This is a genomic window from Pantoea sp. GbtcB22 (assembly GCF_019091025.1).
Lineage (GTDB): Bacteria > Pseudomonadota > Gammaproteobacteria > Enterobacterales > Enterobacteriaceae > Pantoea > Pantoea leporis.
Genome location: NZ_JAGXKB010000459.1, coordinates 1 through 253 on the forward strand (window position 1 = coordinate 1; position 253 = coordinate 253).

The window sequence follows — 253 nt, forward strand, 5'->3', positions numbered from 1 at the left end:
CGCGCCGCCGTAATGTTTCATGCGCTCCAGCCCGTGCATCAATGCCTGCGGCAGCGCCCTGCCCTCTTCCAGCTGCTGGCCGGCGCTGGTGAACAGAATTGGCATCAACACGCCGCTCGATCCCCCCATCACCGTCGCCAGCTGCTCGCCAATCAGCGCCAGCAAGGGTGGCAGCTCATCCAGCGGCAGGTGTTTTTCCTGCAGGCCGCGCTGGATTTTCTTCGCCCCGGCGGCAAAGGTTGAGCCCGGATTG

At 64.8% G+C, this 253-nt stretch carries 1 protein-coding gene; it reads right to left on the minus strand.

Annotated elements, in window-relative coordinates:
- Positions 1–253, minus strand: a 253-nt coding sequence (locus KVT28_RS25725; RefSeq protein WP_217551070.1) for a DAK2 domain-containing protein, incomplete at both ends; no start/stop codon positions are given.